This is a genomic window from Halopelagius fulvigenes (assembly GCF_042662625.1).
GTDB classification, from domain to species: Archaea; Halobacteriota; Halobacteria; order Halobacteriales; family Haloferacaceae; genus Halopelagius; species Halopelagius fulvigenes.
In genome coordinates this window covers 856,332-880,012 of sequence record NZ_JBHSXH010000009.1, presented here as the reverse complement: position 1 = coordinate 880,012, position 23,681 = coordinate 856,332, and the positions used below count along the sequence as shown (strand labels likewise).

The 23,681-nt window shown below is 67.1% G+C and carries 27 protein-coding genes; 18 read left to right on the top strand and 9 right to left on the bottom strand.

The window, feature by feature from the left end:
• Positions 1 to 27: 27 nt before the first annotated feature.
• Positions 28 to 1,650 carry an SLC13 family permease gene (locus tag ACFQEV_RS07050; RefSeq protein WP_379694105.1) on the bottom strand — a complete coding sequence of 541 codons (1,623 nt, stop codon included), beginning with the start codon at positions 1,648 to 1,650 and terminating at the stop codon, positions 28 to 30.
• A 223-nt stretch (positions 1,651 to 1,873) separates the two neighbouring features.
• Between ACFQEV_RS07050 and ACFQEV_RS07045 the strand changes: the two genes are divergently transcribed.
• Positions 1,874 to 2,059: a hypothetical protein gene (locus tag ACFQEV_RS07045; RefSeq protein WP_379694102.1), complete on the top strand. Its 186-nt coding sequence runs from the start codon at positions 1,874 to 1,876 to the stop codon at positions 2,057 to 2,059.
• Positions 2,060 to 2,061: 2 nt separating this feature from the next.
• Here the strand turns inward: ACFQEV_RS07045 and ACFQEV_RS07040 are convergent, their stop codons facing one another.
• On the bottom strand, positions 2,062 to 4,845 hold the full coding sequence (locus ACFQEV_RS07040; RefSeq protein WP_379694099.1) for an ATP-dependent helicase: 2,784 nt from the start codon (positions 4,843 to 4,845) through the stop codon (positions 2,062 to 2,064).
• Positions 4,846 to 5,022: 177 nt separating this feature from the next.
• On the opposite strand from ACFQEV_RS07040, the gene ACFQEV_RS07035 reads away from it, so the two are divergent.
• Entirely contained in the window at positions 5,023 to 5,814 is a 792-nt protein-coding gene (locus ACFQEV_RS07035; protein ID WP_379694096.1) for an MBL fold metallo-hydrolase, read from the top strand.
• 109 nt (positions 5,815 to 5,923) lie between these two features.
• On the opposite strand, the gene ACFQEV_RS07030 is transcribed toward ACFQEV_RS07035, so the two are convergent.
• The 4 genes from ACFQEV_RS07030 to ACFQEV_RS07015 form a co-directional block, all read right to left on the bottom strand.
• Positions 5,924 to 6,247 (bottom strand): rhodanese-like domain-containing protein, encoded by a 324-nt coding sequence (locus ACFQEV_RS07030; protein WP_379694094.1) that lies wholly within the window; start codon positions 6,245 to 6,247, stop codon positions 5,924 to 5,926.
• Between the two features lie 197 nt (positions 6,248 to 6,444).
• The gene (locus ACFQEV_RS07025; protein ID WP_379694091.1) at positions 6,445 to 7,218 is read right to left on the bottom strand and encodes an isopentenyl phosphate kinase; all 774 of its coding nucleotides are present in this window, start codon (positions 7,216 to 7,218) and stop codon (positions 6,445 to 6,447) included.
• 3 nt (positions 7,219 to 7,221) lie between these two features.
• Positions 7,222 to 8,238, bottom strand: a complete 1,017-nt coding sequence (mvk, locus tag ACFQEV_RS07020) for a mevalonate kinase (protein WP_379694089.1) — start codon at positions 8,236 to 8,238, stop codon at positions 7,222 to 7,224.
• 106 nt (positions 8,239 to 8,344) lie between these two features.
• Entirely contained in the window at positions 8,345 to 8,761 is a 417-nt protein-coding gene (locus ACFQEV_RS07015; RefSeq protein WP_379694086.1) for a hypothetical protein, read from the bottom strand.
• A gap of 82 nt (positions 8,762 to 8,843) precedes the next feature.
• Here ACFQEV_RS07015 and ACFQEV_RS07010 point away from each other — a divergent pair, with 82 nt between their 5' ends.
• Positions 8,844 to 9,977 carry a M20/M25/M40 family metallo-hydrolase gene (locus tag ACFQEV_RS07010; protein ID WP_379694084.1) on the top strand — a complete coding sequence of 378 codons (1,134 nt, stop codon included), beginning with the start codon at positions 8,844 to 8,846 and terminating at the stop codon, positions 9,975 to 9,977.
• Positions 9,978 to 9,984: 7 nt separating this feature from the next.
• On the opposite strand, the gene ACFQEV_RS07005 is transcribed toward ACFQEV_RS07010, so the two are convergent.
• Complete coding sequence (locus ACFQEV_RS07005) at positions 9,985 to 10,665, bottom strand: DUF4336 domain-containing protein (protein WP_379694081.1); 681 nt, start codon at positions 10,663 to 10,665, stop codon at positions 9,985 to 9,987.
• A gap of 129 nt (positions 10,666 to 10,794) precedes the next feature.
• Here ACFQEV_RS07005 and ACFQEV_RS07000 point away from each other — a divergent pair, with 129 nt between their 5' ends.
• From ACFQEV_RS07000 to ACFQEV_RS06970, 7 genes are all read left to right on the top strand, one after another.
• Positions 10,795 to 11,274 (top strand): 50S ribosomal protein L11, encoded by a 480-nt coding sequence (locus ACFQEV_RS07000; protein WP_379694078.1) that lies wholly within the window; start codon positions 10,795 to 10,797, stop codon positions 11,272 to 11,274.
• 328 nt (positions 11,275 to 11,602) lie between these two features.
• Positions 11,603 to 12,241, top strand: coding sequence for a 50S ribosomal protein L1 (locus ACFQEV_RS06995; protein ID WP_379694075.1), 639 nt, complete (start codon positions 11,603 to 11,605; stop codon positions 12,239 to 12,241).
• Positions 12,238 to 13,290 carry a 50S ribosomal protein L10 gene (locus ACFQEV_RS06990; RefSeq protein WP_379694072.1) on the top strand — a complete coding sequence of 351 codons (1,053 nt, stop codon included), beginning with the start codon at positions 12,238 to 12,240 and terminating at the stop codon, positions 13,288 to 13,290. The genes ACFQEV_RS06995 and ACFQEV_RS06990 overlap by 4 nt, the downstream gene beginning before the upstream one ends.
• Positions 13,291 to 13,308: 18 nt before the next feature.
• Positions 13,309 to 13,638: a 50S ribosomal protein P1 gene (rpl12p, locus tag ACFQEV_RS06985; RefSeq protein ID WP_379694069.1), complete on the top strand. Its 330-nt coding sequence runs from the start codon at positions 13,309 to 13,311 to the stop codon at positions 13,636 to 13,638.
• Positions 13,639 to 13,793: 155 nt separating this feature from the next.
• The gene (locus ACFQEV_RS06980) at positions 13,794 to 15,098 is read left to right on the top strand and encodes a tripartite tricarboxylate transporter permease (RefSeq protein ID WP_379694066.1); all 1,305 of its coding nucleotides are present in this window, start codon (positions 13,794 to 13,796) and stop codon (positions 15,096 to 15,098) included.
• 46 nt (positions 15,099 to 15,144) lie between these two features.
• Entirely contained in the window at positions 15,145 to 15,324 is a 180-nt protein-coding gene (locus tag ACFQEV_RS06975; protein WP_092533758.1) for an HVO_2753 family zinc finger protein, read from the top strand.
• A gap of 4 nt (positions 15,325 to 15,328) precedes the next feature.
• On the top strand, positions 15,329 to 15,595 hold the full coding sequence (locus tag ACFQEV_RS06970) for an elongation factor 1-beta (protein ID WP_092533755.1): 267 nt from the start codon (positions 15,329 to 15,331) through the stop codon (positions 15,593 to 15,595).
• Positions 15,596 to 15,622: 27 nt separating this feature from the next.
• Here the strand turns inward: ACFQEV_RS06970 and ACFQEV_RS06965 are convergent, their stop codons facing one another.
• Positions 15,623 to 15,922: a hypothetical protein gene (locus ACFQEV_RS06965; protein ID WP_379694063.1), complete on the bottom strand. Its 300-nt coding sequence runs from the start codon at positions 15,920 to 15,922 to the stop codon at positions 15,623 to 15,625.
• A 90-nt stretch (positions 15,923 to 16,012) separates the two neighbouring features.
• A complete protein-coding gene (locus ACFQEV_RS06960; protein ID WP_379694061.1) occupies positions 16,013 to 17,176 on the bottom strand; it encodes a cystathionine gamma-synthase in 1,164 nt (387 codons plus the stop codon).
• 148 nt (positions 17,177 to 17,324) lie between these two features.
• On the opposite strand from ACFQEV_RS06960, the gene ACFQEV_RS06955 reads away from it, so the two are divergent.
• The 8 genes from ACFQEV_RS06955 to ACFQEV_RS06920 all read left to right on the top strand — a co-directional run bounded on the left by ACFQEV_RS06955 (position 17,325) and on the right by ACFQEV_RS06920 (position 23,645).
• Positions 17,325 to 17,615, top strand: a complete 291-nt coding sequence (locus ACFQEV_RS06955) for a 50S ribosomal protein L21e (RefSeq protein ID WP_379694059.1) — start codon at positions 17,325 to 17,327, stop codon at positions 17,613 to 17,615.
• Between the two features lie 11 nt (positions 17,616 to 17,626).
• A complete protein-coding gene (locus ACFQEV_RS06950; protein WP_379694057.1) occupies positions 17,627 to 17,983 on the top strand; it encodes an RNA polymerase Rpb4 family protein in 357 nt (118 codons plus the stop codon).
• A 42-nt stretch (positions 17,984 to 18,025) separates the two neighbouring features.
• Positions 18,026 to 18,676, top strand: coding sequence for a DUF655 domain-containing protein (locus ACFQEV_RS06945; RefSeq protein ID WP_379694054.1), 651 nt, complete (start codon positions 18,026 to 18,028; stop codon positions 18,674 to 18,676).
• 82 nt (positions 18,677 to 18,758) lie between these two features.
• Positions 18,759 to 19,622: a 16S ribosomal RNA methyltransferase A gene (locus tag ACFQEV_RS06940; RefSeq protein ID WP_379694051.1), complete on the top strand. Its 864-nt coding sequence runs from the start codon at positions 18,759 to 18,761 to the stop codon at positions 19,620 to 19,622.
• 21 nt (positions 19,623 to 19,643) lie between these two features.
• A complete protein-coding gene (locus ACFQEV_RS06935; RefSeq protein WP_379694048.1) occupies positions 19,644 to 20,897 on the top strand; it encodes a mechanosensitive ion channel family protein in 1,254 nt (417 codons plus the stop codon).
• Positions 20,894 to 21,508, top strand: coding sequence for a HemK2/MTQ2 family protein methyltransferase (locus ACFQEV_RS06930; protein WP_379694046.1), 615 nt, complete (start codon positions 20,894 to 20,896; stop codon positions 21,506 to 21,508). The genes ACFQEV_RS06935 and ACFQEV_RS06930 overlap by 4 nt, the downstream gene beginning before the upstream one ends.
• Positions 21,509 to 21,567: 59 nt before the next feature.
• On the top strand, positions 21,568 to 22,575 hold the full coding sequence (locus tag ACFQEV_RS06925; protein ID WP_379694044.1) for a 5-methyltetrahydropteroyltriglutamate--homocysteine methyltransferase: 1,008 nt from the start codon (positions 21,568 to 21,570) through the stop codon (positions 22,573 to 22,575).
• Complete coding sequence (locus tag ACFQEV_RS06920; RefSeq protein ID WP_379694042.1) at positions 22,575 to 23,645, top strand: methionine synthase; 1,071 nt, start codon at positions 22,575 to 22,577, stop codon at positions 23,643 to 23,645. Before ACFQEV_RS06925 ends, ACFQEV_RS06920 begins: the two co-directional genes overlap by 1 nt.
• Positions 23,646 to 23,681 lie beyond the last annotated feature (36 nt).

The window sequence follows — 23,681 nt, the reverse complement described above, 5'->3', positions numbered from 1 at the left end:
GCGCGAACCGGCAGCGCAGGGGCGGCGTCACCAGAGGATGAGGGGCCAGACGAACTGGAACAGGAGCCAGATGAGGCCCGTCAGCACGACGGTCATCACGACGTTCAGGATGACGCCCGCCCGCATCATGTGCCCCTGTTCGATGTAGCCCGACCCGAACACGATGGCGTTCGGCGGCGTCGCCACGGGAAGCGCGAAGGCGAAACTCGCTGCGACGGCACCCGAGACGGAGAGGAAGACGGCGGCCGCCACTCGCGGGAGGCCGAGCGTCGAGGCGAACACGCCGCCGATGCCGATGAGGATGGGGACGATGATGGTCGCCGTCGCGGTGTTGGAGGTCATCTCCGTGAGGAAGATGACGAGGAGGACGACGGCCCCGACGACCAGGACGATGGGCGCGCCGGTCAGGGAGTTGAAGACGCTGTTCGCTATCCAGTCGGTCGCGCCCGTCGCGGCGAGGGCGTCCGCCAGCGCGATACCGCCGCCGAAGAGCAGAATCGTCCCCCAGTCGATGTCGACGAGTTCGTCCCACTCCATCGTGTCCGCGAGGACGAGAGCCGGAATCGCCGCGAGGCCGACCATCACGTAGTAGAGGATTCCCTGGTGCCCCTCGACGCCGAGAACCGTCGCGCCCTCGCCGCCGAAGATGGTCGTCGCCCACGCGTCGGGCAGGTACCCGCCGAGGAGTTCGCCGAGGCCGCCGAGAACCCACAGCGACGCCGTCACCGTGAAGATGACGGCGACGCGCTTGCCCCGCGTGCTCAGCGGACCCTCCTCGTCGAGATAGCGCGCCGCCTCCTCGCGCGCCGACTCCACGTCGTCTATCTGCGGCGGGTAGATGCGGAAGGTGAGGAGGTACCAGATGATGGGCAGGGTGACGACGACGATGGGGATGCCGATGAGCAACCACCGCGCGAAGCCGATCTCGTAGCCGAGAATCTGGTTGAGTTGCCCGGCGAGGATGGCGTTCGGCGGCGTGCCGATGAGCGTTCCGACGCCGCCGACGCTGGCGGCGTAGGCGGTGCCGAGCAGCATCGATATCTGGAGGTTCGTGAACTCGTCCACCTCGCCCGCGCCGCCGAATCCGTCGGCGGCCACGTCGGCGTCGAACTCGGCGTCGGGGTCGGCGGCGGCGGCCGCCACCTCGTCGCGGCCGAGAACCTGCGTCAGAACCCCGAGGGCGATGGGCGTCATCATGGCCGTCGTCGCCGTGTTCGACACCCACATCGAGAGGAACGCCGTCGAAATCATCATGGCTCCGACGAGTCGCCGCGGCGACGACCCCATCACCGACATTATCCACAGCGCGATTCTGCGGTCGATGTCGTACTTCTGCAGCGCGTTCGCCAGCATGAACCCGGCGATGAACAGGAAGATGAGGTGGTCCGCGAACCCGACCAACGCGTCGTCAAGGTCGGGATACACGCCGAGGGCCGTGAGGACGAACGGGATGGACAACGCCGTCACGGCCAAGGGAATCGCGCCGGTCACCCAGAGGAACCCGGCGAAGAACATCGTCGCCATCGCGTACTGGCCCTTCACCGACAACCCTTCCACCGAGGGACCGAAGGCGATCACCGCCGTGCCGAGGACGGCGACGGCGAACAGTATCAGACGTCGTCGCTCGTTCGACTCGTCGTTCTGGCTCATCGATATGCGTCCAATACGGAACTACATAATTAACTACTTATGACCAGATAGACAGACGTTTCCGCGCGTCCGGACAGTCACGGGGGAAATCCAGTCGCGAGCGATCCGACGCGTTCGGGGCCGAGTTCGCTCGCCCGCGGGCGAGTAATACCTCGGCGGCGCGGCCGTCGAACGACTCCGGTCGGAGCGTTCTTCTCCCTCGGCGACCTATCGCCACCGATCCATGGCCACGCTGCGAGAACGGTTCGAACGGTCAGACACGTTCAGGCGAGGCGTCATCGGGGCCGTCTCCGGCGCTCTCGCCGGCGTGACGCTCACCCTCCTCGATGCGAGCACGGCCGGCGACTACTTCGCCGCCATCTTCATCGGCGCCGTCGCCTTCGTCGCCCTCTGGCTTCTGACGAGCTAGACTCAGTCGTCGTCCGTCGAGACGGCGGGGTGCTCGGCGGCCTCCTCGTCGCCGATTTCGTCGAGGACGCGGGCGTGGAAGTCTCTGAGCACCGCGTTCTCGTCCTCGGCGAGGACCACGTCGCTGGCCATCAGGGTGGCGAGGCCGAACGACCGGGGCGTCGGCGACTCCACGCGCGTGGACGCGACGTCCACGTCGCCCGCCCGCACGTCGCCGAACACCTCCTTCAGGCCTGCCACGTCGAGTTTGTCTTCGAGTATCTCGCGGTACGTCTCCTCCATCACGGCGAAGGAGTCCAACTCCTGCGCGAACGAGAGGAGCATCTCCGAGGACACCTGCTGTTGGGCGGCGGACTTCTCGTACCCCTTGTAGCGCTTCAGAATCATCAGCGAACGCGTCGCGTTGATGCGGAAGTAGCGCTTCAGCAGGTCCGTCCCGTCGAGGGCGGCGCGCAGGTCCGACTCCACGTCCTCGGGGGCGATGTCCCCGACGATGGCCTCGATGTCCACCTTCCGATTCAGCGGCATCGAGACGGTGAACCCGTTGTCGGCGACGGCGACTTGGACGTTCGTGTTGGCCCGCCGCGAGCAGTGGTACGCCACGAGGCGGGAGAAGCCGTCGTTGAACTTCCGGCCGTAGTTCGAGTGGACGTAGAACTTCCGCCGGTACTCCTCGCGGTCCATCTGCTCCTCGATGGCGATTCGCCCGTCCGTCGAGACGCTCTCTGTCCCGGCGTAGCGCACCTGTTCGTCGAACATCCGCGCGATGGCCCGGACGCTGTTCTCGTCTACGGGGAACGCGCGCAACCACTCGCGGGCCGCCGGCCGTCCCCCGCGTTCGAGGCGGTCCAACAGGTCGCGCTGGAACGCCGTAATCTCCCGGCCGAGGTCGTACGAGAGGGGGAGGCGTTCGGAGAACCACGACGGAACCGTGGGACTGGCGCTCGTCCGATCGACGTACACCTTCGACCCGCGGCGGTAGCGGTACTCGAAATGGTCGCCGCCGAGGACGAACACGTCGCCCTTCTCCAAGGTGTCGAGGTAGTTCTCGTCTAAGTTGCCGACCCACTCGTTCGTCCCGCGCGTCTTCACGTCGCAGGTGAACGAGTCGGGGATGGTCCCGATGTTCGTCATGTAGATGACGCGCGCGAGTCGCCCCCGCTTTCCGATTAACCGCTCGCCCACGTCGAACTCCTCGTAGTGGTGTTCGCCGTCCGGCGCGTCGTTCGTGTCGCGCCACACCTTCGCGTAGACGTTCTTGTCCTCCAGTCCCTCGTAATCGGCGGTGAGGTAGCGGAACAACCGCTCGAACTCCTCGTCGCCGAAGTCGCGGTACGGGTACGCCCGGCGGAGCGTCCGCCGCACGTCCGCCTCGCGCATCGGGCCGTTGATGGCCATCCCGTAGACGTGCTGGGCGGCCACGTCGTAGGCGTTCTCCGGGACGAACACCCGGTCTACGAACCCCTCCTCGGCCTTCTTCAGCATCACCGCGCACTCGACGAGTTCGTCCCTGTCGAGGGCGATGACCCGCCCCTCGACTGTCTGGCCGAGTCTGTGGCCCGCCCGGCCGACGCGTTGGAGGAGGGAGGCGACGGACTTCGGCGATCCGACCTGTACCACCAGGTCGATGTGCGGCATGTCGATGCCGAGTTCGAGGCTGGTGGAGGTGGTCACCACGTCCAACTCGCCCTCCTTCAACTGGCCCTCTATCTCCTGTCTGCGCTCCTTCGAGAGACTGCCGTGGTGACACCCGGAGTTGCCCTCGTCGTACTCGTCGTAGTACTCCCGGAGGTTGTGCAGGACGCGTTCGGCCCCCGACCGGGTGTTCGTGAACACGAGCGTGTTCGTGTGGGACTGCACGAGTTCGTGCACCCGGTCGTAGAACCGCGATTGGACCACGCCGTGCGGCGTGTCTATCAGGTCGTCCGTGGGGCACTCCAACCGCAGGTCGAAGTCGCGCACGAACCGCGTGTCCACGAGTTCGTAGTCGCGCGTCTCGCCCGAGTTATTCTGCCCGACGAGGAACTCCGCCATCGTCGAGAGGGGTTCCACGGTCGCCGAACAGCCGATTCGGGTTGGCGACTCCTCGGCGATGTTCTCCAGACGCTCCAGCGACACCGACAGGTGCGTCCCGCGCTTGTTCTCGGCGAGACTGTGTATCTCGTCCACGACGACGTACTCGACGGTGCGGAGTTTCTCCCTGAACTTCGGGGAGTTGAGCAGGATGGCCAGCGTCTCCGGCGTCGTGTTGAGGATGTGCGGCGTCTCCGAGAGCATCTTCTGTCTGGCGGCGTCGTCGGTGTCGCCGTGGCGGATGGCGTGGCGGATGTCCACCGCGTCGCCCCTCTCGTCCAGCAGGTCGGTGATGCCCGAGAGCGGTTCCGTCAGGTTGCGGTGGATGTCGTTCGCGAGCGATTTCAGCGGCGAGACGTAGATGCAGTAGACGGAGTTTTCGAGGCCGTCCGCCAACTCGCGGTCCCGGCGGAACAGTTCGTTTATGATGGCCGTGAAGGAGGCCAGCGTCTTGCCCGACCCGGTAGGAGCGCAGATGAGCGCGTTCTCCCTGTCGTCTATGAGGGGAATCGCCTCGCGTTGCGGCGGCGTGAAGAATCCGCCGTTGCCGCCGACGTACCGTCCGAACCGCTCGACCCACCACTCCCGGACCGACGGTTCCAGTCGGTCTAAGACGGCCTCGTCGGCGAGTTCGACCGTCTCGGGGTCGAACTCGTAGGGGTCGTCGGCGTTCGCCGCGGTTTCCACGAGAAGTTCCCGTCCGCGCCCACTCATTATCCAGTGGGAGGTGCCCGAGGGGTAAGTGGGTTGTGCCGTCGGCCCCGGTCGAAACGCGGAAATCACGCCGGAAACGCGGCCGAAGCTCGTGTTCCGGGTTCCGAGCGACCGCTCGATTCGGGGCCGCCGCCGTCATCCCGAACGTCTAACCGCGCGGTGGGAGTAGACGGGCGTATGCGCGTCACGTTTCTCGGAACCGGGAGCGCGATGCCCCTGCCGGACCGCGCCCAGACGGGACTCCTCCTTGAATCGGACGACCGGGCGCTCCTCGTGGACTGCGGGAGCGGCGTCCTCGGACGCCTCAGCGCCACCGACGTCGGCTACGAGGGCGTCGGAACGGTCCTCCTCACGCACCACCACCTCGACCACGTCTCCGACCTGATCCCCCTGCTGAAGGCCAGGTGGCTTGCGGGCGAGGAACACCTCGAAGTCGTCGGCCCCGAGGGGACGAAATCGCTGGTCGACGATCTCGTGGACGTTTACGACTACCTGCAGGGGCGGATGGACCTCACGGTGCGGGAGGTGACCGCCGGGGGCGACTCCTTCGAGGCGGCCGGCTTCGAAATCGAGGCGACGGAGACGCGCCACTCGATTCAGTGCCTCGCCTACCGGTTCGAGGGTGAGGAGGGGGACAACGCCGAGGAAACCTCGGCGAGCCGCCAGACGTTGTCTGGCGATTTCGTCTTCTCCGGGGATTCCGAGGCGTTCGAGGGACTGGCGAACTTCGCCGACGGCGCGGCCGTCCTCGCGCACGACTGCTCGTTCCCCGACGACGTGGACGTGTCGAACCACCCGACGCCGTCGCAGTTGGGCGAGGCGTTGGCGGGCCGCGATATCGGGCGGGTGTACCTCACCCACCTCTACCCCCACACCGAGGGGCGACACGAGGAGATGCTCGACTCCGTGGCGTCGGCGTACGACGGCGACGTGCGGTTCGCCCGCGACGGCCTGCGGGTGGACATCTGAACCGGGTACGGACCGACGTCGGAGGACGCGTCCGCCCTCCCGTTCATATCAGTAGTCGAGTGTGAGACTGAACCGCTCAAAGTGCGAAGTAGGCGTGCGAATCTCTCGATTACTCTTGTTCCTGCTCCCACGCATTCAATCCGCCATCAAGGGCACTCGCGTTCTTCCCTTGGTCTTGGAGTTGCTGAGCGGTTTCGGTTGATGCGACCCCCGCATCACACACCATGACGAGTTCCTTGTCGTCCGGGAGGTCGTCCAATTTCGCCAACGCCTCCTCCACGTTCCCTGAGAGGAGTGCTTCTCGAATAGGGCGGTTCTCGCTATTCTCAATATGGTTCTCCTCATAGTCCTCTTCTGACCGAATATCGACTACACATACATCTTCGCCGTTCTCCAACTTCGTTCGAAGCGTTTCGGGGTCAATAGTAGCCATCTACGCCATCTCTCTCCTCACGGACCAAGAGGACGGTGATTCGGGTGACGAAGGAACGACGGTTATGCCCCCCGTGTGTAACGGCTGTTTCGAGCCGTATCCCGAATAACGAAACTGTACTACTGACTACCGTTATCGGACGGCGGCGCTTCTCGAACTACTCGTCGTCGTACTCGGCCCCGGCGTCGTCGGACGCGCTACCCGCGAATCACGGTGCCCGCGTCCTCGCCCGCCAAGAAGTCCGAGAGCGAGTCGGGGCCGAACACGTGCGCCGGTGCGCCGAGTTCGAGGAGTGCGCGCACCTTCGCGGCCATCCCGCCGGTCACGTCCGTCGCGTCGGACCCGCCGAGGGCGTCGGCCACGTCAGAGAACGCCGTGATCTCGGGGACGACCTCCTCGTTCTCGTCGTATACGCCCGGAACCGTAGAGCAGAGACCCACCCGGTCGGCCGAGAGGCCGCGGGCGAGTCGCGTCACGAGTTCGTCGCCGCTGACGACCGTCGCGCCCTCGCCCGCGTGCGCTATCACGTCGCCGTGGAGGACCGGGACGAACCCCTCGCCGAGCATCGTCGCCGTCGAATCGAGGGGAAGCGAGAGGGCGGCGTCGTCGTCTCGCGCGCCCGCGGAGAGGGGGTGGACGGGGAGGGCGGGCACGCCCGCGTCCTGCAGGCGGCCGACGACGGCGTCGTTGAGGCGGCGCATGGCGTCGTGAATCTCGTAGATTCCGCGGGCGTCGCGCGTCCCCGCGGCGGAACTGACGCCGTGTTTCTCCGCATTGGGGTGGCCAAAACTGCCGCCGCCGTGGACGACGACGAGGTTCTCCACCCCGGCGTCGGCGACGGCCGAGACGGCGGCGTCGAGTGCGTCCTCGTCCAGCGTCTCCGGGGACTCCTTCTCCGTGACGACGCTCCCGCCGAGTTTGAGGACGACCGGCGCGAGCGACTCCGTCGAATCCGACGGCGACGACGGCACCGTCTACGCCCCCTCCACGCGGACGCCCTCTCTGTCGAGTTCCGCGCGGAACGCGTTCTCGCACTCGGCGGTGTAGCGAAGCGCGGTGCTCGTCTCCTGCGTCTCGTCGAGGGCGACGATGCATCCGCCGCCGCCCGCGCCGGTGAGTTTCGCGCCGTGCGCGCCCGCCTCGCGGGCGGCCCACACCATGTTGTCCAGCGTCCGCGAGGAGACGCCGAGGGCCTCCAAGAGGCCGTGGTCGAAGTCCATCAGGCGGCCGAGTTCCGTCAGGAGACCCTCCGTCGGCGTCGCCTCGGGGTCGGCGTCCGCGAGGAGTGCCTCGCCGCGGCGGACGATGTCGCCGATGCTCTCGACGGTGTCGGCGGCGAAGCCGTACTCCTCGCGGAGGGCGCGGACGCCCGCGACGAGTTCGCCCGTGTCGCCCGCGCCGCCGTCGAATCCGACGACGAACGGCAGGTTCGGCGCGTCGATGCGGCGGCAGTCGTCGCCCTCGATTCGGACGGCCCCGCCCATCGTCGAACAGAACGTGTCCGCGCGGGACGCCTCGCCGTCCTGCACCTCGTACTCGGCGCGGTACGCCCTGTCGGCGAGTTCCTCCCTGTCGAGTGGCGCGCCGAGTTCCCGCGTCGCGGCGTCGATGCCGGCGACGACGACGGCGGCGGAGGACCCGAGGCCCGCCCCGAGGGGGATGTCGCTCTCGATGGTCACGTCGAACCCGGCGTCCGGCGCGTCGGCGGCGTCGCGAGCCTGTTCGACCGCCGCGTCGATGTACCCCGTCGCGGCGTCGAGGAGCGACGCGGGCACGTCCACGTCCGGTCTCCGGTCGGTCGTGCCGCCGTACTCGACGGTGAACCCGTCGAGGCTCAGGTCGCTGGCTTCGACGCGGATGCGGTCGTCCTCGCGCGCCTCCACGGTGACGGTCGCCCGTCGCTCGACTGCGCAGGGGACCGCGGGCTCTCCGTAGACGACTGCGTGCTCCCCGAACAGGTACACCTTCCCGGGAGCGCTGGAGACGGTCATGTTCGTGGAATTTCTCGGCCGCCGCTTAAGACTATCCGACCGCGTCGGCGCGCGAGTCGTCGGCGCGTCGAAGAAAAAGCCCGGGTGTCGGCGTCGCGGAGGCGGGTTACTCGCCCGCTTCGACGTCCATCTCCGAGAGGTCGTCGAGCTCCTCTAACTCCTCGACATCCTCGTCGCCGCCGCCCATGAGCGTCCGGGCGGCCACCGCGAGGGCGGCCAAGAGGAGCAACCCGAGGAGGGGCGCGGCCTTTCCGCGGCCGCCGGACGAGTCGGACCCGGAGTCGCCGGACTGGGGCTCCGAGTCGCCGGACAGGGACTTCAATTCGGGCCCGGAGTCGGAACCGGACTCGGAGTCGGAGTCGGACGTCCCGCTTATGCCGCCGATTTCGAGGCCGGACGACTGCGAGTCGTCGGACTGCTCGCCCTCGTCTTTCCCGCGGCCGCCGATGAGCGGTACCATGTTACTCGCGTTGAACGACGTTCCCTCTGGGAGATTGATCTCGAAGAGCGTGATGTCTACCATAGCAATATCACTACGCCGACAAGTGTATTAGAGGTTGTGCCCGACCGGTGCGTTAATCCGCCGTTTGTTCGAACCGTCGGGCATGGACGACGAGCGACGAGCCTTCCTCGACGACCTGTTGACGACGCCGAGTCCCTCGGGGTTCGAGACCCGCGGGCAACGCGTCTGGGTCGACTACGTCGAACAGTTCGCCGACGAGGTGCGGGTGGACGCCTACGGCAACGCAGTCGCGGTCCACGAGGGGTCCGGCGAGGGCCCGGAGATAGCCTTCACCGGCCACGCCGACGAAATCGGCTACATCGTCCGCGACGTGACCGACGACGGGTTCCTCCGCATCGGCCCCCTCGGCGGGGCGGACCGAACCGTCTCGCAGGGCCAACACGTGACGGTCCACACCTCGAACGGAACCGGCGGCACCGGTGACAGCACGGGACAGAGTCCCGCGAGCAACCGGACGCAGTCCGGTGACACCGAGGGCGTTCCGGGCGTCGTCGGCCAGACGGCCATCCACCTCCGCGACGGGGGCGAGGAGTCCTACGAGGACATCGAAGAGCAGTTCGTGGACGTCGGGGCGGAGAGCGCCGAGGAGGCGTCCGACCTCGTGGAAATCGGCGACCCGGTGACCATCGAGACGCGCGTCCGCGAGTTGCACGGGACGCGCGTCGCCGCCCGCGGGATGGACAACCGCGTCGGGACGTGGGCCGCCGCCGCGGGCCTCCGACGCGCCGCCGAGTCCGACGCCGAGGCGACGGTGTACGCCGTCAGCACCGTCCAAGAGGAGGTGGGCGCGCAGGGCGCGAAGATGGTCGGCTACGACCTCCACCCCGACGCCGTCGTCGCGGTGGACGTGACGCACGCGACGGACAACCCGGACGTGCCGGGCAAGCGCATCGGCCCCGTCGAACTCGGCGGCGGACCGGTCGTCTGCCGCGGAAGCGCGAACCACCCCGCCGTCGTGACCCTCGCGCGGAACGCCGCCGAGGATGCGGGCGTCTCCGTCCAACTGGAAGCGACGGGCATCCGAACCGGGACGGACGCCGACGCGTTCTACACGTCCCGAAGCGGCATCCCCTCGCTGAACGTCGGCATCCCGAACCGCTACATGCACACGCCCGTCGAAGTCGTCGACACGGAGGACCTAGACGGCGCGGCGGCGCTTCTCGGCGCGATGGCGGAGTCCGCCGCCGACGCCGCGCCGTTCGCCGTCGAACTCTGAGGCGGGGTCAGTAGAGCCACTCGAACGCCTCGCGCACCCGACGCTTCGCGTCGCGTTCGACGACCCGGCCGTGGCCGACGACGACTCGCTCGAAGTCCCACGCCAGTATCCGTTCGACGGACCGCCGCGCGGCGGCCTCGTTCTTCACGGTGTACCGCAGGTCGAGGGGCACGGAGACGCCTCCGAACATCCCGAAGAGTCGGGCCGCGAGTCGAGTCTTCAGGGGCGCGTCGGGGCCAAGGTTGTAGCAGACGTCGCCCAGAATCAACGTCCCGGTCGGGCGGTGGAAGAACTCTATCTCGGTGAGCCACCGGTGCCCGAGAAACGCCGTCTGGTCGACGGAGTCGGCCCACCGGGGGTCGGGTGACCCGCCGAGCAAGCCGTCGAACGCGAGGTCCGCGCGGCGGCGGTCGAGTCCGGGCGCGGCGAACAGTTCCGCGTCCGGGAAGGCGCGTTCGTACTCCTCCATGTGGAGGTGACCGTGGAGTTTGCTCGACGGCGTGACGTACCGAACCGTCCCGAGGTCGTTCAGCGCAGCGACGCGGTCCGGGGTCAACCCCGCCGGCGAGTTGACGAACAGGTCGCCGTCCGGGAGGCGGACGACGACCATGTTCCGACCGATCTCGAAGCCGTGGAACGACAGCGGTTCGGAGAGGACGAACAGGTCTGGGGCCAGTTCCGAGAACATACCGTATACGGGACCGGAGGGGCGAAATTCGTTCCGCCGCGACGGATGCGCTCTCGCACCCTGTGTCGGCGTGACAGGCCGTTCGACCGAAAGAAAACCGTTAAAAGTCGCGGATTGGTCCTTTGAGGTATGGCTGGAACTATCGAAGTGCTCGTTCCCGGCGGGCAGGCCAACCCAGGTCCGCCGCTCGGTCCCGAACTCGGGCCGACGCCCGTGAACGTGCAAGACGTCGTGCAGGAGATAAACGACGAGACCGCTGCCTTCGACGGCATGGAGGTCCCCGTCACCGTCGAGTACGACGACGACGGTTCCTTCAGCATCGAAGTCGGCGTCCCCCCGACGGCGGAGCTCATAAAGGACGAGGCCGGATTCGAAACCGGCTCCGGCGAACCCCAGAAGGACTTCGTCGCCGACCTGAGCGCCGATCAGGTGAAGAAGATCGCCGACCAGAAGTCGACGGACCTCCTCTCGTACGACTCGCTCAACGCGGCGAAGGAAGTCGTCGGGACGTGCACGTCCCTCGGCGTCACCATCGAAGGCAACAACCCGCGCGAGTTCAAGAAGCGTATCGACGACGGCGAGTACGACGACGTATTCGCCGACGAGTAACGCTCTCTGCTCGCTCGGGACCAGAGCGGTTCTTCTCTTCGGAACGTCGCCGCCGATAGCCGCGGGCCCGTCTCCGCGCCGTTCGTCTCTCCGTGGTTCGTCTCTTCCGTTTTCGTCCGCACGTGGCGTCGGGCGCCGTTCGTCCACCGGGCGTTTCGACGTGGGGGACGTTCACACGGAAACGGGCGTTTCCGCCGCAAAAACCGCCGTTCGAGGGGCGATTGCTTCGACGGACTTAAGGCCGAAACTCTCCTCGCGTCGTACGAGGCAGGCAGTAGCCTGTTTCACTGACCCGTAGGAGCAATCCTGCGTACTACGGAGGTGAATAATGGCAGATACGATAGTTGACGCAGTCTCTCGCGCAATTGAGGAGGCCCCCCCGCGGAACTTCCGTGAGACGGTGGACCTCGCAATCAACCTGCGCGATTTAGACCTTAACGACCCGTCGCAGCGTGTCGACGAAAGCGTCGTTCTTCCATCCGGTACCGGCCAGGACACACAGATTGTGGTGTTCGCTACCGGAGAAACCGCGCTCCGCGCGGAGGACGTCGCTGACCAAGTACTGGACGGTAACGACCTCGAGGACCTCGGTGACGACACCGACGAAGCCAAGGACCTCGCGGACGAGACCGACTTCTTCGTGGCCGAAGCCAGCATGATGCAGGACATCGGTCGGTACCTCGGTACCGTCCTCGGTCCTCGCGGTAAGATGCCGACGCCACTCCAGCCCGACGACGATGTTGTCGAGACCGTGAACCGCATGAAGAACACGGTCCAACTCCGCAGTCGTGACCGCCGGACGTTCCACACCCGCGTGGGTGCCGAGGACATGTCGTCCGACGAAATCGCGGAGAACATCGACGTCATCATCCGCCGTCTCGAAGCGGACCTCGAAAAGGGCCCGCTCAACATCGACGGCATCTACGTGAAGACGACCATGGGTCCGTCCGTGGAGGTGCCCGCATGAGCGAGTCCGAGTCCGTCCGCAAGACGGAGACCATCCCCGAGTGGAAGCGCGTCGAGGTCGGTGAGCTCACCGACTTCCTCGAACGCTACTCCTCCGTCGGCGTCGTCGACGTCGCCGGCATCCCGAGCCGCCAGCTACAGTCGATGCGGCGAGAGCTCCACGGCAGCGCCGAAGTCCGGATGAGCCGGAACACGCTGACCGTCCGCGCTCTCGAAGCGGTCGACGACGGTCTGGAGGAACTCGTCGACTACGTGGAGGGGCAGGTCGCACTCATCGGGACGAACGACAACCCGTTCGCCCTGTACAAGGAACTCGAAGCGTCGAAGACGCCCGCCCCCATCAACGCGGGCGAAGTCGCGCCGAACGACATCGTCATCCCCGAAGGCGACACGGGCGTGGACCCCGGTCCCTTCGTCGGCGAGCTTCAGCAGGTCGGCGCGAACGCCCGCATCATGGAGGGGTCCATCAAGGTCACCGAAGACTCCCACGTCCTCGACGAGGGCGAGGTCGTCTCCGAGGACCTTGCGAACGTGCTGAGCGAACTCGGTATCGAGCCGAAGGAGGTCGGTCTCGACCTCCGCGGCGTCTACTCCGAGGGCGTTCTGTTCGAGCCGGACGAACTCGCCATCGACGTCGAGGAGTACCGCGCGGACATCCAGTCCGCCGCGGCCGGCGCACGTAACCTCTCTATCAACGCGGTCTACCCGACGGCCCAGACCGCGCCCGCGCTGCTCGGCAAGGCGACCGGCGAAGCCAAGGCCCTCGGCCTGTTCGCCGCCATCGAGGACCCGGACCTCATGCCGGACCTCGTCGCCAAGGCCGACGCGCAGCTCCGTTCGCTCGCGGCGCAGATCGACGACGAGGAGGCCCTCCCCGAGGAGCTCCGCGGCGTCGAGGCCCCCGCGGCCCAGCCCGAAGCGGACGAGGCGGACGAAGAATCGGCAGACGAAGAAGAAGCCGAGGCGGAAGCCGACGCCGACGACGACGACGACGACGACGACGAAGACGACGGCGACGGTGCGGACGGCCTCGGAGCGATGTTCGGATAACAACGGAGGAATTCAACAATGGAATACGTTTACGCAGCTCTCATCCTGAACGAGTCGGGCGAAGAGATCAACGAAGACAACGTCACCGCGGTGCTCGATGCCGCCGGTGTGGACGTCGAGGAATCCCGCGTCAAGGCGCTCGTCGCCGCGCTGGAGGACATCGACATCGAGGAGGCCGTCGAGACGGCCGCCGCCGCTCCCGCGCCCGCCGCGGGCGGTGCCGGTGGCGAAGTCGAGACCGCCGACGAGGACGAGGACGAGGCCGAAGCCGAGGAAGACGAGGCCGAAGCCGAGGAAGACGAGGAAGACGAGGCCGACGGCGAGGGCCTCGGCGAACTCTTCGGGTAACTCCCGGAACCTCGGGCGTCTCACCGACGCCTCGTATCGTCTCGGAATCCGCATTTCTTTCGATACCGCCCGACCAGCGACGGCCACCGTACTCCGAACCGACGGCACCTAATCGAGCGAACGTTCAAGTAGGGTGAGGCGGCCACTCCGCCGCGATGCCCGCGTCGACGTTCGAACCGGCGACGACTGCACTCGCCCCAGCGGCCGCCGTCTCCGTCGCGCCCGCGGCGACGACGCTCGCGTTCGCCCTCTGCGGCGTCGCCCTCGGCTCCGTGAGCGGACTCGTCCCCGGCCTGCACGCCAACGCGTTCGCCCTCGCTCTTGCCGCCGCCGCGCCGTCGCTCCCGGGGCCGCCGGCGGCCGTCGCCGCCGCGATCCTCGCCGCCGGGATCGTCCACACGTTCCTCGACGTGGTGCCGGGACTCGTCCTCGGCGTCCCCGACGCCGCGACGGCCCCGGCGTCGCTTCCGGGACACAGGCTCGTCCTCGCGGGGTGCGGGACGGAGGCGCTCCGACTGTCGGCGCTGGGGAGCGTCGCCGCCCTCCTCGTCGCCGTTCCGCTCTCCGTCCCCCTCTCGCACCTCGTCTCGGAGTGGTCCCACCTGCTCCGGACGTGGCTCCCCCTGCTTCTGGCGGCCGTCGTCTGTCTCCTCGTGTGGGCCGAACCGACCCGCCGGGCGCGCGTCGCCGGCGTCGGCTGTTTCCTCCTCGCGGCCGCACTCGGGTTTCTGACGCTGGACCTCCCGCCCGGCGGCCCGTTGGCCGCCGCGGACGCGGCGTCGATGCTCGCGCCGCTCTTCGCCGGGCTGTTCGGCGCGCCGGTCGTCCTCGATTCGGTGGACGCGTCCGGGCCGATTCCCCCGCAGGCGGAGGGGCGGGTGGGCCTCTCGCCGGGTATCGTCGTCCGCTCGGCGCTCTCCGGCGTCGGCGGCGGCGTCCTCGTCGGCTACCTGCCGGGCGTCTCCGCGGGCGTCGCCGCGGTGTTGGCACTCGGCGGAAGCGGCGGCGCGACGCCGAACGCCGAGGGGGCGACGGACCGGGCGTACCTCGTCGCGACCAGCGGAGCGAACACCGCGACGGCCGTCTTCGCGCTCGGATCGCTCGCCGTCGTCGGCGCGCCCCGAAGCGGCGTCACCGTCGCCCTCGCGTCCGCCGCGCCCGGCGGCGTGCCCCTCGGTCTGACCGGCCTGTTGGCCGTCGTCGTCCTCGCGGGCGGCGCGGGCGCGGTTCTCGTCCCCCTCGTCGGGGACCGGTACCTCCGCGCCGCCCGGTCGTTCTCCCACCGGCGGCTCTCGCTCTCGGTGCTCGCGCTCCTGTGGTCGCTGTCGTTTCTGTTCGCCGGGGTCGTCGGCGCGTGCGCGTTCGCCGTCGCCGCCGTCATCGGCCTCCTGCCGCCGCGATTCGGCGCGCGGCGCGTCCACCTGATGGGCGTCCTCGTCGGCCCCGTCCTCGTCGGGTGACCCGGAAAGACAACCGTTAAAAGTCGCGGACGGCTTTATCGACTACATGAGCGAGTCCGAACAGCGACACGCCCACCAGTGCGTGTCCTGTGGCATCAACATCTCCGGCATGTCCGCCGCGACGTTCGACTGCCCGGAGTGCGGCCACGAAATTTCGCGTTGTTCCAAGTGCCGCAAGCAGAGTAACCTCTACGAATGTCCCGACTGCGGCTTCATGGGACCCTAGAACGATGGGAAAGGTCGCTGCGAAACTCAAGGTCATGCCGAGTAGCCCGGAGATCGACCTCGACGAACTCCAAGAGCGTCTGGAGGAGTCCCTCCCCGAGGGCGCGAAGATAAACGGATTCGAGCGCGACAACGTCGCGTTCGGCCTCATCGCGCTTCTCCCGACGGTCATCGTCCCGGACGACGCGGGCGGCACGGAAGCCGTCGAAGAGGCGTTCAACGGCGTCGACGACGTCGAGAGCGTCTCCGTCGAGAACGTCGGCCGTATCTGAGGGCGCGGACGGCGTTCGCGCGCCGACCTATTCTCCGCGTTCCGACGCCGCGATACCCACCAGCGGAGCGAGTATCAGTCCGACGCCCGACGCGATGACGAGCGCCGCCCCCGCGGACGTGCCGAGTGCGGCCATCGCCCCGACGCCGGCGAGAGCGCCGACCAGTACCGCGACGGAGGCACCCGCGCCGAACTGCTCGGCGATGTGGGTCGTGTCGGGGTGAGTCGCGTCCGACTGCGACTCCCCGTGCGGAACGTCCACGTCGGCGTGCGCCGTCTCGCTCTCTTTCGGAAGCGCTTCGCTGCCCGTCGCGTACTCTTGCGCCATGCGCAGACGTACGTGCTCCGAAAGAATATCTTTTTTCGTGTTTCTCGAACGCTTAGGTGTCTGCCGCGCACCGGGAGCGTCCGCGTTGGGTTACAGCGCCGCGTCGAACGCCCGTTCGAGGTCGGCCTTCAGGTCGTCGACGTGTTCGACGCCGACGCTGACGCGGACGAGTCCGTCCGAGAGTCCGGCGGCGACGCGTTCCTCGCGGGGAATCGCCGCGTGCGTCATCGCCGCGGGTTGCTCGATGAGGCTCTCGACGCCGCCGAGACTCTCCGCGAGCGTGAACACCTCCGTCTCGGAGACGAGCGTGGAGGCCTGTTCGAGCGTTCCGTCGAGTTCGAAAGAGAGCATGCCGCCGAAGTCGTCCATCTGCTTCTTCGCGACATCGTGTTGGGGGTGCGACTCCAGTCCGGGGTAGTACACCCTGTCCACGGCGTCGTGGTCCTCCAACCACCGCGCCAGTTCGCGGGCGTTGTCGCAGTGGCGGTCCATCCGCACGGGGAGCGTCTTCGTCCCGCGGAGGACGAGGAAGCAGTCGAACGGCGAGGGCGTCGCGCCGACGGAGTTCTGATAGAAGCCGAGTCGTTCGTCCAACTCCTCGTCGTTCGTGACGAGTGCGCCGCCCACCACGTCGGAGTGGCCGCCGAGGTACTTCGTCAGCGAGTGCGAGACGATGTCCGCGCCGAGTTCCAGCGGTCGCTGGAGGTACGGCGTCGCGAACGTGTTGTCCACCGCGCAGAGGGCGTCGTACTCGTGGGCGACGTCCGCGAGGGCCTCGATGTCGTTGACGCGCATGAGCGGGTTCGTCGGCGTCTCCACCCACAGCAGTTCCGTCTCCTCGCGCATCGCCTCCTCGACGGCGTCGTGGTCGGTGGTGTCCACGAAGTCGAACTCCAAGTCGTAGTCCTCGTACACCTGCGTGAAGATGCGGTGCGTCCCGCCGTACACGTCGTCGCCGGTGACGACGTGGTCACCCGCCTCCAGCAGGTTCAACACCGTGTTGATAGAGCCCATCCCCGAGGAGAACGCCCGGCCGTGGGACCCGCCTTCGAGCGACGCGATGTTCGCTTCGAGGTCGGTCCGCGTCGGGTTGCCCGTCCGGGAGTACTCGTACCCGCGGTGGTCGCCGGGACCGTCCTGCACGTACGTCGAGTTGGCGAAGATGGGCGTCATGAGCGCACCCGTCTCCTCGTCGGGGTCCTGGCCGGCGTGGATGGCGCGCGTCTCGATTCGCTCCTCGCTTTCGTCGGTCATACCTTCCCTTCGGTGGACGGCACCCAAATTCCTTCCCGTCCGGTCGGAGAACGCCGCCCGTCGCGGGCGCGTCCACGTGGGTTCGACGCACGCTCCGGACGGGAACGTGCCTTTTATAACTTCGACCCCTGTATTCGTCTTCACGACTATGCCGAGTTCCAACGGTCCGCTCAAGGGCACGCGAGGAAAGCTTTCGAACAAGGCGCGCGAGCGCGGCACCTCCCCGCCGCAGCGTGCGATTCAGGAGTTCGAGGAGGGCGAGAAGGTCCACCTCAAGATCGACCCGAGCGTCCGAGGCGGGCGCTTCCACCCGCGCTTCAACGGGCACACGGGCGAAGTCATCGGTAAGCAGGGCCGCGCGTTCAAGATCCAGATCAACGACGGTGGGAAGGACAAGACGATCATCGCCAAGGCCGCCCACCTCCGCGCGCAGCAGTAAACCCCACGCCGATGACCATCTTCAAACAGAAGGTAGACGAGGAGTACCTCACCGTCTCCGAGGTCAAGTCGCTCCTCCAGGATGTCGAGGCCGAACGCGCCGCGGACGAAGAGCGCGACATCCGCTACGAACTCGCACGCGCCATCGAACACGTCAACCGATTCGCCGTCCTCGACCCCGAGGAGTCGCGCGAACTCGTCGAGGAGCTCCTCGAACTGGAGAAGGTGGACGAACAGACGGCGTTCAAAATCGCCGACTTGCTGCCGCAGAGTCGAGACGAACTTCGTTCGCTGTACGCGCAGCAGCGGTACGCCCTGAGCGGCGACGAACTCGACGAGATTCTGAACGTGGTAGCGAAGTACGCCTGAGACGGCCAACTTTTTAAATACGCCGTCGGCGTATCTATTGACATGACGCCCCCTGACAGCGGAGACGCCGACGCCGGCGAGCACGGCTCGTCGGGCCACGAGGCCTCGTCTCGTGACGCCGACACGGAGGCGACAGGCGATTCCGACGTCCGCTACGCGGTCATCTTGGACTACCTCGCTCACGGTAAGGCGGACAGTCGCAGTTACGACGAATCCCCCTTAGCGTACGCCCTCGGCATCGACAACTTCCGTCTGTTCGAACTCCGCCTCGACGAGGAGGCCGGCCTCGGTATCGGGGACCGGGTCGCCGTCGGCCCGCCGGGCGAACGCGACGCGGTGGAGGAACTGTACGAAATCGAGTACGACGACCTCTCGAACACCGCCAACGCCGAACTGGAGTACGTGGTCGAGGAGGTTGTCGAGGACGACGAACGCCGGTTCGTCGACTTCTACAACGACGCCCAACCGATAACCCTCAGGCTCCACCAGCTGAACCTGCTCCCCGGAATCGGGAAGAAGCTCCGAAACAACATCCTCGACGAACGGAAGCGCGGGCCGTTCGAGAGCTTCGAGGACTTGGAGGAACGCGTCTCCGGACTCCACCACCCGAAAGACGTGCTGGTCGAGCGAATCATGGAGGAACTGCGCGACGACGACCTGAAGTACAAGACGTTCGTCGGTCGAAACGAGTAGCCCCGAGCTGTTTCTCCGGCGTCGAGTCGTCGTTACGCGGCGACCCGAGACGTTTACACCCGCGCGGACGAAACGGCGAACGATGACAGAGCAGCAGTCGGACGCCGAGACGGGCGTCCCCCCGCGCGACCCAGACGAGCTCGTCCGTCGGGCGGGCGTCCGGGGCGACCCGGAGCAGGACCAACACTTTCTGGTCGACGACCGAGTTCTCGACCGGGTCCCCGGCTACCTCCCGGACGACGCCGACACGTCGCACGTGCTCGAAGTCGGCGGCGGGACCGGAGCGCTCACGGACCGGTTGCTCCGCGTCGCAGACCGGGTGACGGTCGTCGAACGCGACCGTCGGCTGGCGGCGTTCCTGCGCGAGGAGTTCGAGGACGACGTAGAGAGCGGTCGGCTGACCGTGCTGGAGGGCGACGCCCTCTCGGTCGAACTGCCGGAGTTCACCGCCTGCGTCTCGAACCTCCCGTACGGCATCTCCTCGGAGATAGCGTTCCGACTGCTCCCGCGGGGCCGACCGCTCGTGTTGATGTTCCAAAAGGAGTTCGCCGAACGGATGGCCGCCGACGCGGGCACCGACGACTACGGCCGCCTCTCGGTGAGCGCACAGCACTACGGCGACGTGGAGGTGGTCGAAACCGTCCCGCGTAAGGCGTTCTCCCCGAAACCGGCGGTGCAGAGCGCCGTCGTCCGCGTGACGCCGCGGGAGCCAGACTACGAAGTCGAGGACGAGGCGTTCTTCCTCGACTTCGTGAAGGCGCTTTTCACCCAACGGCGCAAGACCATCCGGAACGGCATCCGCAACACGGCGCACATCTCCGGCCTCTCGGACCCCGAGGCGGTCGTCGAGGCGGCCGACGAGGACGTGCTTCGGAAGCGCGCCGGAAACATGGCTCCCGGAGATTTCGCCGCCTTGGCGACGCTCGCGGACGAACACGGCCGGTAGCGAACACGCTCATCTCCCCCGATGCAGACGCACACATCCACGACGGCGGCGACGGTGGCGTTCGCGGAGAGCGGCCTCCCCCTCGCCGTACCGCGGATGTTCATCCCCTCGCTGACGGCGAGAGTCGCCGTGACCGTCGCCGTCGTCGCCGTCGTCACGTTCGTACTGGGGCGGACGAACACGTTCCACGACCGGGTGCCGTCGCGGGTACCCCCCACAGTCTGGCACGTCGGCGTCACGCTGGCGACGATGGCGGTCACCGTCGGCGGCGCGCTACTCCTCGTCGGCGTCTGGGGCTTCTCGGCCCAACTCGTCGAGGTGTACGAACAGTACCAGTTCGGCAGGCGGGTGGTCGTCCAACTCGCCCTCTCGGGGTTGCTCCTCGTGAGTGCGTACACGGTGACCGGCCTCGTCCACCAACTCACCGACGAGGTGGCGCAGAGTCAACCGAATATCAGCGACCACCAACGCGAGGTCATCTACCGCCTCGCCCAACTGACGGTGTACTTCGTGACCACCGTGGTCGTCCTCGGCGTCTGGAACGCCGACTTGGGCGGGTTGCTCGTCGGGGCGGGCTTCCTCGGCATCGTCGTCGGGATGGCCGCGAGACAGACGCTTGGCGCACTCATCGCCGGGTTCGTCCTCATGTTCTCGCGCCCCTTCGAGATAGGCGACTGGATAGAAGTCGGCGAACACGAGGGTATCGTGACGGACATCACCATCGTGAACACGCGCATCCAGTCGTTCGACGGCGAGTACGTGATGGTCCCGAACGACGTCATCTCCGCGGAGACGCTCGTCAACCGGAGTCGGAAGGGCAGACTCCGCATCGAAGTCGAAGTCGGCGTGGACTACGACGCCGACGTGAACCGCGCCGCCGAGGTGGCCCAAGAGGCCGTCGCCGAACTGGACGACGTGCTCTCGCTCCCCTCGCCGCAGGTGGTCCTCAAGGAGTTCGGCGACTCGGCGGTGCTCCTCGGCGTCCGCGCGTGGATAGACCGACCCAGCGCCCGCCGCAAGTGGCGGACGCAGACGGCCATCGTCGGCGCGGTCAAGGAGGCGTTCGACCGCGAGGGAATCAAGATACCCTACCCGCAACAGGAACTCATGGCGCGCGAAGAGAAGGAGGGGTTCGTCCTCGCGGGCGGCGAGGGCCCGACCCCCGACGAGGGACCGGACGCCCGACGCGACCAATCGCAGACGCCCGCGACCGACGGGAGAGGCGACGACGGCGAGTCGTCGTCGCGGACGAGGCAGGGAGATGAGGGGTCGTGACGGGCGACGACTTGGCGGAGCGACGCGGGATGGAGACGGACGTCTACCAACCCGCCGAGGACTCCGGACTCCTCGCGGAGGCCGTCGTCGAACGCGGCCGCGGGCGGTTCTTGGAGGTCGGCACTGGGTCCGGGTGGGTCGCGGAGCAGGCGGCGACGGAGGCGGCGGACGTAGCGAGCGTCGTCGCCACCGACGTGAACCCGCACGCGTGCCGAAGCGCGCGCGAACGCGGGCGGGCGGCGGCCCCGGAGGGGAACGGCGGCATCGAGGTGGTCCGCGCGAACCTGCTCGATCCGTTCGCCGACGATTCGTTCGACACCGTGGCGTTCAACCCGCCCTATCTCCCGACGGACCCGGACAACAAGTGGTCCGACTGGATGGAACGGGCCCTCTCGGGCGGCGAGACGGGCCGAGAACTCATCGATCCGTTCGTGGACGACGTGGGGCGGGTACTCGCGCCCGGCGGCGTCGTCCTGCTCTTGGTGAGTTCGCTGACCGGGTACGACGAGGTGGTCGAGAGGGCCGAACGCCGGGGGTTCGACCACGACGTGGTCGTCCGGGAGTCGTACCCCTTCGAGACGCTGAGCGTCCTCGCGCTCTCGGGGAAATAACCGAGAGGCATTAGATGCATTAGCAAATATTAAGCAGCGGCATTTCCAACGGGGAGACGATGACAGAGTTCGTCGCCACGACGCCCGGGTTGTATCCCCTCCCCGATTGGGCGAAGACAGACCTCTCGGACCTGAAAGGCCACCAGAAACACGACCTCATCTCGGGCGACGAATCCGACGATATCGTCGCCGTCTACGAGGACGCCCGCGCCGAGGTCGTAGACGCTCAACTCGACGCCGGCCTGGACCGCATCGTCGAGGGGCAACTCCGCTGGGACGACATGCTCGCGCACCCCCTCACCGTCCACCAGAACGTCGAGACGGGCGGCATCGTGCGCTACTACGACAACAACAACTTCTACCGCGACCCGCGCGTCGTCGGCGATCTGACGTTCTCCGGCGACGTGGCGGACGAACTGGAGGCGACCGCGGACCGACTCGACGGCGAACCGCTTCAGGCGGTCCTCCCCGGTCCGTACTCGCTTTCCGAACTGGCCTCCGACGAACACTACGGCGACGAGGCCGAGTTCCTCGACGCCGTCGCCGAGTTCCTCGGCGGCGAGGTCGAGGCGTTCCCCGACCACGAGACGCTCTACCTTCTGGAACCCTCCTTGGTCACCGACGCGCCCGACGAGGACATCGCCGAACGCGTCCCCGACGCCGTCGACGCCGTCGCGGACGCCACCGACGCCGACGTCGTCGTCCACACCTACTGGGAGGCGTTCGACGAGAAGACGTACGCTCACCTGATGGACGCCGATGTGGACGCCATCGGCTTCGACTTCGTGGAGGCCGACCGCGAACAGACGCTGTACAACGTCAACGAGTACGGGACGAAGGACTCGATTTCGCTCGGCCTCGTGGACGGCCAGAACACGCTGGTCGAAGACCCCCAGACGGTCCGCGAACGCGTCGAGTGGGTCCTCGACCAAGTGCAGATGGCGACGTTCGACACGACGTACCTCACGACGAACACCGAACCGTTCTACCTACCCGTGAACAAGCACCGAGAGAAACTCGCCGTCCTCGCAGAGGCGGCCGACCTCCAGACGGAGGTGGAGGCGTAATGGCACGAAACGCAGACAACCGCGAGCAGTTCCGACCGAACGGCCACGAGAACGACCACTTCCTCCTGACCACGGTGGTCGGGAGCTACCCCAAGCCGAAGTGGCTGAACCGCTCGAAGGAACTCGCGGAGGACGAGGGGTCGAAGTTCGACGACGACGACTTGGCGGAGGCGTACGACGACGCCGCGCGCGTCATCACTCACGAACACGAGAACGCCGGCCTCGACACCGTCGTGGACGGCGAGATGCGCCGCGAGGAGATGGTCGAGTACTTCGCCCACCGCATCCCCGGCTACGAGTTCAACGGCCCGGTGAAGGTGTGGGGACACAACTACTTCGATAAGCCCTCCGTCGCGAGCGAAGTCGAGTACGACGAACCGTGGCTGGTCGACGAGTTCGAGTTCACCTCCGACGTGGCCGAAAAGCCCGTGAAGGTGCCTATCACCGGCCCGTACACCCTCGCTCGCTGGTCGTTCAACGAGGCGTACGACACCGAGGAGGACCTCGCCTACGACCTCGCCGACCTCGTCAACACGGAAGTCGAGAAACTCGTCGAGGCGGGCGCGCGCTACATCCAGATAGACGAACCCGCCCTCGCGACGACGCCCGACGACCACGCCATCGTCGGCGAGTGTCTCGAACGCATCGTCGACGGCATCGACGACGAGGTGCGCATCGGCCTCCACGTCTGTTACGGCGACTACTCGCGCATCTACCCCGAACTCAACGACTTCCCCATCGACGAGTTCGACGTGGAACTGTGCAACGGCGGCTACGAGCAGATAGACGTGTTCACCGACCCCGAGTTCGAACCGGACCTCGCACTCGGGGTCGTGGACGTCCACACCGCCGAGGTGGAGTCCGTCGAGGAGATAAAGGAGAACATCCAGCAGGGTCTGAAGGTGGTCCCGCCGGAGAAACTCACCGTCTCGCCCGACTGTGGCGTGAAGCTTCTCCCCCGCGAAGTCGCCTACCGGAAGATGGAGAACATGGTGACGGCCGCGCGGGAAGTCGAAGCGGAACTCGATTCGGGCGAAATCGATGTAGCGGCGACGCCGAAGGCCGACTGAGACTGACCCCGCGTTCGCTGACTCTTTTCCGACCGT